The sequence below is a fragment of the Methylibium sp. genome (assembly GCF_965279545.1).
Classification (GTDB): domain Bacteria; phylum Pseudomonadota; class Gammaproteobacteria; order Burkholderiales; family Burkholderiaceae_C; genus Methylibium.
The window spans coordinates 1,013,177-1,023,422 of the sequence record NZ_OZ257250.1 but is presented as its reverse complement, the minus strand read 5'-3'; the positions used below and the strand labels follow the sequence as shown (position 1 = coordinate 1,023,422).

10 protein-coding genes and 1 pseudogene are annotated in these 10,246 nt (G+C 63.6%); 4 read left to right on the top strand and 7 right to left on the bottom strand.

Annotation, left to right across the window (positions count from 1 at the left end):
- Positions 1-9 precede the first annotated feature (9 nt).
- From ACQY9S_RS04760 to ACQY9S_RS04735, 6 genes are all read right to left on the bottom strand, one after another.
- Positions 10-954 carry a phosphosulfolactate synthase gene (locus ACQY9S_RS04760; RefSeq protein ID WP_428423426.1) on the bottom strand — a complete coding sequence of 315 codons (945 nt, stop codon included), beginning with the start codon at positions 952-954 and terminating at the stop codon, positions 10-12.
- On the bottom strand, positions 944-1,861 hold the full coding sequence (locus ACQY9S_RS04755; RefSeq protein ID WP_428423424.1) for a DUF7714 family protein: 918 nt from the start codon (positions 1,859-1,861) through the stop codon (positions 944-946). The genes ACQY9S_RS04760 and ACQY9S_RS04755 overlap by 11 nt, the downstream gene beginning before the upstream one ends.
- A 14-nt stretch (positions 1,862-1,875) precedes the next feature.
- Entirely contained in the window at positions 1,876-2,721 is an 846-nt protein-coding gene (locus ACQY9S_RS04750; protein WP_428423422.1) for a CoA-transferase subunit beta, read from the bottom strand.
- A complete protein-coding gene (locus tag ACQY9S_RS04745) occupies positions 2,718-3,662 on the bottom strand; it encodes a CoA transferase subunit A (protein WP_428423420.1) in 945 nt (314 codons plus the stop codon). Before ACQY9S_RS04745 ends, ACQY9S_RS04750 begins: the two co-directional genes overlap by 4 nt.
- The gene (locus tag ACQY9S_RS04740) at positions 3,659-4,426 is read right to left on the bottom strand and encodes an SDR family NAD(P)-dependent oxidoreductase (protein ID WP_428423418.1); all 768 of its coding nucleotides are present in this window, start codon (positions 4,424-4,426) and stop codon (positions 3,659-3,661) included. The genes ACQY9S_RS04745 and ACQY9S_RS04740 overlap by 4 nt, the downstream gene beginning before the upstream one ends.
- A 484-nt stretch (positions 4,427-4,910) precedes the next feature.
- Positions 4,911-6,038, bottom strand: a complete 1,128-nt coding sequence (locus tag ACQY9S_RS04735) for a cobalamin-independent methionine synthase II family protein (protein WP_428423416.1) — start codon at positions 6,036-6,038, stop codon at positions 4,911-4,913.
- A 746-nt stretch (positions 6,039-6,784) separates the two neighbouring features.
- On the opposite strand from ACQY9S_RS04735, the gene ACQY9S_RS04730 reads away from it, so the two are divergent.
- Positions 6,785-7,579, top strand: coding sequence for an MEDS domain-containing protein (locus ACQY9S_RS04730; protein ID WP_428423414.1), 795 nt, complete (start codon positions 6,785-6,787; stop codon positions 7,577-7,579).
- Between the two features lie 257 nt (positions 7,580-7,836).
- Here the strand turns inward: ACQY9S_RS04730 and merR are convergent, their stop codons facing one another.
- Positions 7,837-8,232: an Hg(II)-responsive transcriptional regulator gene (merR, locus tag ACQY9S_RS04725; protein ID WP_428423412.1), complete on the bottom strand. Its 396-nt coding sequence runs from the start codon at positions 8,230-8,232 to the stop codon at positions 7,837-7,839.
- A gap of 74 nt (positions 8,233-8,306) precedes the next feature.
- Here merR and merP point away from each other — a divergent pair.
- The 3 genes and pseudogenes from merP to ACQY9S_RS04710 all read left to right on the top strand — a co-directional run bounded on the left by merP (position 8,307) and on the right by ACQY9S_RS04710 (position 10,242).
- Positions 8,307-8,944, top strand: a pseudogene (gene merP, locus ACQY9S_RS04720) (mercury resistance system periplasmic binding protein MerP).
- Between the two features lie 68 nt (positions 8,945-9,012).
- Complete coding sequence (locus ACQY9S_RS04715; protein ID WP_428423410.1) at positions 9,013-9,168, top strand: GDCCVxC domain-containing (seleno)protein; 156 nt, start codon at positions 9,013-9,015, stop codon at positions 9,166-9,168.
- A 594-nt stretch (positions 9,169-9,762) separates the two neighbouring features.
- A complete protein-coding gene (locus tag ACQY9S_RS04710) occupies positions 9,763-10,242 on the top strand; it encodes a hypothetical protein (protein ID WP_428423408.1) in 480 nt (159 codons plus the stop codon).
- Positions 10,243-10,246: the final 4 nt, after the last annotated feature.

Here is a 10,246-nt window from a genome sequence, read left to right as displayed (position 1 = left end):
ATGGGGTGCTCAGCACTTGCCATTCGCGGCGCTCCTCGGGCAGGCTGTGGCAAAGGCGTGAAGTGAACGCGACAGGCTGGCACGTCCGTCGATCGCGTCACCGATCAAGACCGCCTCGATCTGGTCGGACGCACACCGTCCGGACACCCTCAGCGCGTCGGCAATGGGCTTGAGGGTTTCGAAGCGCAGGCCCAGACGCAGGGCCTCCAGTGCCAGCACCCCTTCCGGGGCAATGTTGCCGAGCCCGACGTTGACGCCGAAGCGCGCGATCAGATCGGCCTGCTGGTGCTTGAGCGGGGCCTCCCAGATGACGCGGTCCTGCCGGCCGCCAAGAATGCTGGCAAAGGTTTCGACGTCGCCGGCTGCAACATTGCCGCACGCGTCGAAGATGCCGACGCCAACTCCCGACTCGCGGCCTTCGACGATGACCCAGCGGGCCCCCCAATCGAGATCTCGCTGGGCTTGCCGGGCCAACTCGGCGATCGGTGGCTGCATCGCCGGATCCTTCTTGCCGACCTCTGTGATTGCGATGAGCCCGGCTTCGAGCGCACAATCGATCGCGTGCCTGCGACGAAATGGCGACAAGTCGATGGTGCCATCGGATATCTCAACGGCATCGAACCCGATGTCGGCTGCATCCTTCATGAAGGACCGGCACGGATGCTGCAAGACGGCCGCTTCGAAGAGTGTCCCGCCGGGGCAGGACATGATCTTTCGGGCCTTCATGAGTTCCAGCTTCCGCTCGAGCACGGCCGGCCGCACGAAGACCGAAGTGCCGAAGCTCAGCTTCCATATATCGATGTACTCACCGGCCACTTCCAGGATGTCTTGCGTCGCCGCGGCCCCGAGCCCGGTATCGATCACCATCGTCGGACCGCAGCCACGCGGCGCGATGCTGCGTTGCTGGTGCAGTTCGTGTATGGCCGCGAGGTGGCGCCAGTGACTATCGAGCATCGCCTACCTCCCTCGTCAGTTGTCCCAGGGCGCGCTCGACCATCGCGAGGTCGGTACCCCAAGGCACCGTCATGACCTTTCCATCGCGCTCGATTTCGAACTCGAGCAGGCAGCACTTGACCATCGTCAATTCATCGCGTGAGCCCGCAATGCGCCTCGGACACATTTCGACCCGCGGCGGCTCGTCGCCGTAGTAGTGACGATGGAACTGCAGGCTTCGCTCGCAGCCGACGAGCACCCAGTCGCGCCGCTGCGGAGGTCGCTCGTCGAGATAGCTCACTGGTGCGTTCAGTGAATCGAGTCCTCCCGACCGGCATGGCACCAGGTACTCTTTGGCGCTATGCCGCCGAGCGAGGTCGACGATGTCGATGCGCTCGAGTTCGACGCGTATCGGGGGCAGGTCGGCATAACTCAGTACGTGCTGGACGAGATCGAACAGCTTGGCCGGCTCGGGCGGCGCGACCTCGACGATGCGCAGGACGATGGGGTCGGGCTGGTGGATGAAGTTGATGTGGTCGTACTTGCCCCACACCACCAGCGTGCGATCCGATCCAACACCGCGATGGTGGGCAAGCGATGCCAGCGCCGATCGGTTGGCGCAGTCTGTCGCCGGGTCCTTCGCGAACACGCAGGTATCGGGCAGTGCCAGGACCTCGACATCGATGATCGGCGAGAACAGGCGCTCGTCGTCCTCGCGTGCAATCGCCACGACGGCGAGGTCGCTGCGCGCGACCTCGCCGCGGTGCAGAACGATGAAGTTGGTCCGCCGGTAGGCCTCGCGGCCGAGCAGATGGGCGCGCAGGGCCGCTTCCGTCATCGGCCCGGCGTAGGGCTGCACGCTGACCTGCCGGTAGGGCAAGGGCACCACATTGCGCTGGTGTCGCATGGCCAGGACGGAAGCAGGCATCGGCGACTCCGCAATCAGAGTGACGCAACCGAGAAGCGACGTTCGAGGTCGGCCGCCCGGAGTTCTTTGCGGTGGACGCCGAGTGGGTCGAGCCTGCGGATCAACGCGACACTTTCCGCGTCGGGCAGTGGCATCGGCTCCAGACGCTCGGCGAGCCTCAGCGGGAAACCCGTATTGGCCTCGATGTCCTGAAGTTCCGTGTCCGGGAAGACGGCTCTGAGCCGCGCATGACCGTCGCTGTCAAAGTCGAACAGACCGAGTTCGGTGAGAAGCGTGTCGGGGCCGGCGCCACGGTGGCCAAGTTCGCGGCGGGAACGGCCGTCGACTGCCTTGTGCCCGAGTGTCGTGACGAAATCGCACTGCTCCACAAGGCGGAGCATCCGCTTGCCGTCCTTGCCGACGGGGCCGCGATGGGCCGGTGTCCACAGGGTGAAGTTGTCCGCATCGCAAGACAAGTTGCAGCCGCCGCCACCGCCCGGAAGCTTGAGGCGCAGACGGTCTTCACCGAGTCGCGTCACGTTGGCGTTGCCCCAGCGATCGATCTGCAGGCCGGAAAGGAACATCCGGCTCATTCGGCCTGACGCGGCCAGGTCAAAGAGTTCCTCGATGTCGATGGCGCACTCGGCACCGCGGTCGAGGGCCCAGTCGTTCGATGTCGGCGTGAGGAAGGTGAGTTCCGGGTTCAGGCCATAGGTCGCGCCCGCCACGAAGACCAACTCGGGTGCATGCGTTCGTTTGGCAAGATGAAGCGCCAGCTGAACCAGGGGTGACCCGAAACCATGAAAGACGAGATCCCCATTCCCGACGGTACTCGCGAGATTGAAGATCATCACCTCCCCAACACTGCAAGTCTTGTTCATGCGGACTCCTCGCGGTAGAGGTTCATCCAAGACTCCGTGCCTTCGCCCCACGAGCCGAGACGCGATCGAAGCGCGCTGCCACCGATGCGCTCCAGATAGTCGTGGTGGTCTGGGCACCCGTACACAAACGGATCCAGGTATCGGGTCTTGAAGTCCTGCGGCCCCGCGCTTGCAGCGGCGTAGTAGGTCGCCGTATGAGGGCGGTCGTAGGCGTACATCGGATAGCACGCGGTGGGATGTGCTCCGAACGGAACTTCAGCGATGGCCACGACATAGAAGTAGGGAACGTTCGCGCCTCCAAGTGCACGCAGCTCGTCGTTCGAGACGATGCGTTCTACGGTCGCGACGACCTTCTTGGAGGCGCGGGCCGCGAGGATGTCAGCGACCGGCGGCCCCTCGATGCGCAGATTCCCATGTGCGTCACCGTACTGGGCGTGGATCAGTGCAACGTCCGGCTGCAAGGCGGGAACCAAGATCAGTTCCTCGCCGGTGAAGGGGCAGGAGATCCGCTTGTACTCCGGGTGCATGCCCTCGAAGCTCGTGCCTCTCACGGACCTCACGGGGAGAAACGGCAAGCCGTAGGCGGCTGCACGCAACTGCTGCACGACCGTATAGCAACAACTGTCGTCGACCTCGATCGCGCCAGATTCGCAGCCGCGCCGATAGTTGGGCGCCATGCCGAAGTCCTGCTCGAACCCGACGTAGCTCTCAGCCGACCGCGCTACGGCGCCTGCGCCGCACATCAAGTCGATGTCGATACCATGCGCCGACCCCACGACCTTCAGGCCACGGCGTCCAGCCCGGATGAGCTCGCGTAGAAGAGCCATGGGCTCGCGCGACGACAAACCGCCTCCAACCACCACGCAGTCACCGTCCTTCACATGCGTGGCAAGTTCGGCCAGACTGGCCCGTTTGTCGCGCTGGGCAAATACCGCGCTCATGCCGATGTCATCCCACCATCCACGGCCAGGTTCGATCCGACGCAGAAGCTGGCCGCATCGGAGAGGAGGAAGACAACCGCTTCGGCGATCTCGCCCGGCTTGCCGAAGCGGCCGATCGGATACTTTGCGAGCCGCTTGTTCATGGTTTCCTCGCTCGTGTCGCTTCCCAGCAGCGACTTGCCCATCGCCGTTTCCGCGATCGTTCCGGGGGACACGCAATTGACTCTCACCCCCAGCTTCGAATAGTCGATGGCCATCTGACGCGTCAGATTGACGATCGCGCCTTTGGCTGCGCAGTAGGCCGCCATGCCGGGGATGCCGACCATGCCGGCCACCGAGCCAACATTGACGATTGCGCCGCGGCCCTTGGCGATCATCTGCGGCAGCACGGCGCGCGACGCGAGGAACGTGCCCGTCACATTCACGTCCCAGATGCGATGCCAGCTTTCGACGGTGCTCTCGTGGACCGTGCCGAACCCGGCAATGCCCGCGTTGTTGAACAACCCGTCGATGGTCCCGAGCGCATCGACCGCAGCAGCCACGGCACGATCCAGGCTTTGCGCGTCGGTGACGTCGGCCGCCACGCCGAAGGCTTTGCCGCCCTCCTTGCGCAGTTCTTCAGCCGCACGTTCAGCGACCGCTCCGTCCAGGTCGAGCAGCGCCACTGCCGCCCCCTCCTGAATCAACCGGCGCGCCGTCGTCAGCCCGATGCCCGCTCCACCCCCGGTGATGACCACCGTTCGTCCAGTCATGCGTCCTGCCATCTGTCTCTCCTTCGGTACAAAATTCAAAAATTGAGGTTCGCTCATGCGACGCGGCCAATACCGCGAACAAGCGGAGCCGATGAAATTGAAGTGATGCGCTGCCTGACCGACAGCGGGAGCGTCCCGTGCCACACGCCGTAGATCGGCGCTTGCCGTCGACGGAACCTCCCGTGCTTTGCGCTGCTGCTCATGACATGCTCAAGCCTGACTTCGCGTTCGGTGCGCAGCACAGACAGGCGCTGCGGTACGCCCGTTGCTCCCACGGATGCGCCAAGACCGGAGCGCCTGGCTTGAGCACAACCTGGTCGCTCCCACACTCGGAACACTCCCAGACCGCAGGGGGCCGCGTCCCTTCGAGCACCATGCTGCAGTACTCGTGTCCGCAATTCGGGCAAGCCAAGGCGTAGACAGGCATCCGGCCCTCCTCTGGTCGGGGTACGTTCACGAATGAGGACGGAAGGCGTCGGACGCCTTCCGCGGACCGTCAGGCGGCTTTCTTCTGCTGCTCAGCCAGCTCGGCACGCACGATCTTGGTTCCTTCGACCAGGGCGTGAATCTTGTCGATGGCGATGTAGCGCTGCAGAAGGATCAGGCCGCAGTCGGTCGTCACACCGAGGCGGTCGGCGGGCACGAACTCCAGCAGCCGACGGATCCGCGACGCCACCTCTTCGGCCGTCTCGGTGATCGTGCTCTTCACGTCGATCACGCCGGCCCAGAAGTCCACGTTGGGCGGCAGCGGATACTGCTTCATGATGTCCAGACCCGACAGGTCGTCCGCACGGCGCCCGCAGCTCTCGAGGTTCAGGACGCTGATGTTCGCCTGGTAGGCCTTCGGAATGATGGACGCGGTGGCCGACGGCGCTTGACCGACGCGCTTCGTGAGGTCGAACACTTCACCGGACTCGGCGGTTGCGTCGGGCACGTACGCGGGCGTGCCGCCCCAATTGCCCCAACACACGTGCACGATGATCTTCGCCTTGTTGATTCCCTCGACTGCACGGTTGAACGCCTCGATCGCATAGTCCTCGAAGAAGTACGGCCAGGTGAATTCGTCAAGCTGGATGAAGTCGGCGCCGATGGCCTCGACTTCCTTCAGGTCCTCGTTGATCGCAGCAGCGATGGCCATCGCACGCTCGCGACTGGACTTGTAGAACAGATCGTTGGTGCACTGCGCCAGCACCTGCACGCCCGTGTACTGGATCTTGATCGGCTTCTTGGTCGCCTTGCGCAGCGCCTTGGCCTGCTCGACCATCAGCGCGCCGTACCTCTTGATCTCCTTGGTCACCGTACCCGAGTGCAGGCGGCTGTAGATCGGGAACCCGAGGTGGCCACCTTTGAGGTCGTAGCCCAGGCGATGGAGGTAGTGGTAGACCGCCACGTCAGCGTAGTTGTCGCCCTGGACGCGACCATCCGAAATGATGTCCAGCCCAGCCTGCTCCTGGTCTCGAGCCATCGCCCCGATCACATCCTCGAGCGCCTCTTGCCACATCGAGTCCGGCGGTTGCATGTCACCGGTGAAGTGGCGCGCGAACTGCGAGTCCCACCAGCGCGGGTTGGGGTAGTTGCCCACCATGCTGGTGGGGATCAGTACGTTCTGGCTTCCGATCTGCATTTGGTGAACTCCTGAGTGCGTCGCCGCCACATTGGCGCGTTTGGATTGGAATGTGAAAAAGAAACTATGTAGCATTCTGCCGATATGCACCACACTTCCAGTGAAGTGCATGTGCATGATATGTCTTACCTATCCATACGCTACTATCGTAAACACTCATGTGCCGGCCGCACCACGGGATATGCCAGCTCCCACCCAATGAGCGCCCTCGCGTACAGGTAGGCGTCCCGTTGCTTGTCGCTCATTGCGTCCAGATCGACTCGCCCTGCTTCATCACACGGAAAGGCGAACCCACTGCCGCGAAAGAGCGAGAGAAAGCTCAGTTGGTAGCGACTCCGGGTCAGACCAACGATCGACTGGGCGCTCATGACTTGCCTCCTTGCACTCAACCCCAGGACAAACCCTCTCGCCTGCTCGCGCGACGGGTCATCTTGCCCAGGTTGCGACACGCCTTGCGCATCCAACCCTCCATGCAATAATAGTCCATACATATACATACTTGATCATCGAAAACCCGAAGCTCACCTCCTCTTCAGCCCGAGCATTGGTCACCCGACGTGCGTGATCGTCGGGCTTCACTGGCAGTGGCGGGCTCGATGCCCCGCGACTGCAGCATCTTGGGCAAGCGTCGAGTCGGAGCCCCCAGGCTGACTCGATGAAGGTGGCGCAGATTGTGGTAGTATGGCTACGTCAACGAAGGGCGATCGCCCTGACGTAGCAGGCTTCTCGGACTCGGAGGATTCATTTTGGAGAAGGATCGATTGCTCACAATCGAGGAGGCGGCCCAATACCTGAACATCAGCAAGACGACGCTTCGCCGATGGACCAAGGTGGGCACACTCCGCTGTTCACGCATCGGTGTGAAGGGTGAGCGGCGATTCCTCCAGAAGGATCTCGACGCCTGTGTGAGCAGCGACGACGTGAGCGTCGTGCCCCCTGATACGCCAGCAGGATCGACTGACCCGGTGACGGTGCTCGCCGAAGCTGCCTCACGAGGAGTGCCGCGGCACGTATGTCTGCACTACCGCGATGCGGACGAACTGTGGCGGCTCTTTCGGCCGTTTGTCCTGGAGCAGTTGCGCCAACGGGCACCGATCCTCTACATCCATGAGGAGAACGGGCGCGACGCTGTCATGTCCCGGATTCGCTCGGAAGGGTACGACCCCGAAGAGTTGTGCAATGCGGGCCTGCTTCGATTGCTCGAACCGTCCGACGGGTACTTGCGCGCCGGCACTTTCGTCCCTGACCGCATGGTTGACTTCATGGAAGCGGCCATCCTGGCATTCCGCGCGTCCGGCCACGAGAAGGTGCTGATCTCCGGCGAGATGAGCTGGTACCTGAAGGGAACGCCGGGCACCGAGCGGATGATCGAATATGAGGCCCTTCTCAACAAGTTGCTCGCCCGTCACCCGGAGGTGACGATCGTTTGCCACTACGACACACATCGAATGGACGGAGCGGTGACTCTCGGAGCGCTGTGCAGCCACACGCATGTGCAGCTCAATGACCGATTGGTTCAAGGCTTCTTTGTGGCGGCCTGACGCGACAGCGTTGCGCGAGTTGCACGTGTGAAGTAACCCTGGCTTCGCGTGCTGCGCGAGGGAGGCCGCTCAAGCGTCACCTGCCGTCACGTCAAAGGGTGGCTCGGCAATCAGCCTGGGGGACCTCGCCTATACAGCCGCCGTCATGCCGAGAGAGATGTTCTGGAGCTTGTAGCGCCACACCTGAGTCGGTACCTTCGAGGCTGCGCTTGCCACCCATCGTCGTGAGCGCACGGTGATCACACCTTGACGCTGCATCAATCGGCAGCCAGTGCGTGGATGATCGGGCAATTACCCTTCGTCGCGCCCGTATCGCACTGGCGCAGCAGTGCCGTCAGCGCCCTGCGCACTGCCCTCAGATCGGCGAGCTTGCCCTCGATGACTTGCAGCTTGCGCGCGGCCAAGTCACGCGTTTGCGCGCATGCACGGGCCTCGTCGAGTTCGAGCAGGCTGCCGACTTCGTCCAGGGTGAAGCCCAGCACTTGCGCCCGCTTGATGAAGCGCACTCGCTTGACGGCAGCCGCTGGATAGCGGCGATGCCCGTTGATCGGTTTCTCCGGCTCGGGCATCAATGCCCGGCGCTGGTAGTAGCGGATCGTCTCGACGTTCACGCCGGCCTCGTCAGCCAGACGCCCTATCGTCAGCTCGGTCATGCTCTGAACCCCTTGACTCCGTACCATGGTACGGACTCTAGACTGTCCCACATCGAATCGGTTCACCGACGCGCATGTCAACGTTCAAGGTCAAGGGCTCGCTGGTCGCCGGGGTGCTGGCTGCCATCGGCGCGTCGGCGTGCTGCGTCGGCCCGCTCGTGCTGCTGACGCTGGGTATCGGCGGTGCCTGGATCGCCAACCTCACCGCCCTGGAGCCGCTGCGGCCCTGGTTCATCGCGGCGACGCTTTTGTTCCTGGGTCTGGCGTTCCGGCGGCTGTACCTGCAGCCGCCGGTCTGCGAACCCGGTGCCATGTGCGCAGAACCCATCGTCCTCGAGCGCCAGCGGCAGGTCCTCTGGATCGTCGCCCTGGCGCTCCTCGCGTTGTTGTCGGTGCCCTGGTTGGCGCCGTTCTTCCTCTGAAGAGACCTCTCATGCGCAACTCGCTTGCCGCTTTGCTGGCCGCACTGATACCGCTCGCCACACTCGCCGCAACGCCGCAGACCACTGTGCTTGATGTGCAGAACATGACCTGCAACCTGTGCCCGGTCACGGTCAGGAAGTCCCTGGAGAAGGTGACCGGCGTCAGTCAGGCGCGGGTCGACTTCGAGCGGAAGACGGCGACCGTGACCTTCGATGCCGACAAGACCAGCATTACGGCACTGGTCAAGGCCACGACCGACGCCGGCTACCCCTCGGCGGTTCACAAGTGACGACCGATGCTCCCACGCTGGAGTCGGTACTGACGTGCCCGCAGTGCGGTCATGCCAAGCGCGAAGTCATGCCAACCGACGCTTGTCAATTCTTCCATGAGTGCGAGGCCTGCAAGGCGGTGCTGCGCCCGATGGCAGGCGACTGCTGCGTGTTCTGTTCGTACGGTTCGGTCAAGTGCCCGCCCGTGCAGATGCAGCGGCGCTGCTCAAGCTGCAGTGCGTAGTGGCCGCCCAAGGTGAGGCAGCAGGCCGTTGATGGCTAGCAGCTGACACTCGCCGATCAGTCCCGGGCACAGCACCCAGTCTTGAGCCGTCGGTGGAGCTGCGAGACTGAACAGCCGCTCCTGGCCGTCAACGTGAGGTGACGAGAGTCCGGCTACGTTGCTCGGCCATCAAAACGATCGGGCACTGACTGCGCCGCATCAGCGCACAAGCTTCAGCACTGCCCAGCCCCCATCTCCTGCAAGACGTACAAGGCCCGAGTTGCCGTCAGCGGCCGCGTCCGGTCCGTGCAGTCGCGCCAAGAAGCGCGTTTTCTCTCCTGCGTGCTAGTCCGAATGGCGCAAGTTCACCGGCAAGCCTGCCGCTGGCGCTTCACTGGAGCCGACTAGGCTTCCAGCCGTTACGTCAACTGATTCATCGACAGACGAAATCCACCACGACACGTCAACATGTCTACCCTCCTTCGCCTTGTAGCCGCTGCGATCCACTGCATTCTGTTGCTGCCGGCAACAGGGCTCTGTCATGAGTCACCAGCGCGCAGCGCCGCAAACGCCCTGCCGTCGACCATTCCCGCATCGATCGCCGTCCGCGGACGATTGAGTTCTCCCCCAGCCGGCGTCAGCGAACTCAAGTTCGGTGACATGGTCAAGATGCCGGTCGGCCCCAAGGGCCTCGAGCCGACGGAGCGGCTGCTCAGCCTGGACGGCAAGCGGGTTCGGATGGTGGGTTACATGGTGAAGCAGGAGGTTGCCACCCCCGGCATGTTCATCCTGGCCCACACGCCGCTGGCCTTGGGCGATGAAGACGAAAGCCTGTCGGACGACCTGCCGGCAACGGCCGTCTTCGTGCATCTGCAAGGCCAGGGCACGAGCGCCGCGGTGCCGTACGTGCCCGGCCTGATCCAGCTGACCGGCGTATTGAACGTGGGTGCGCAGGACGAACTCGACGGTCACGTCTCGTCCTACCGCCTGCTGCTCGATGCGGTACCGACAAAAGCCCTCGTGGCGATGAACAGCCCCGCAGCAGCCGCGCCGCACGCACCGGCGCGCAAGGCCGATCGCAAGCAGACGCCCTAGACCG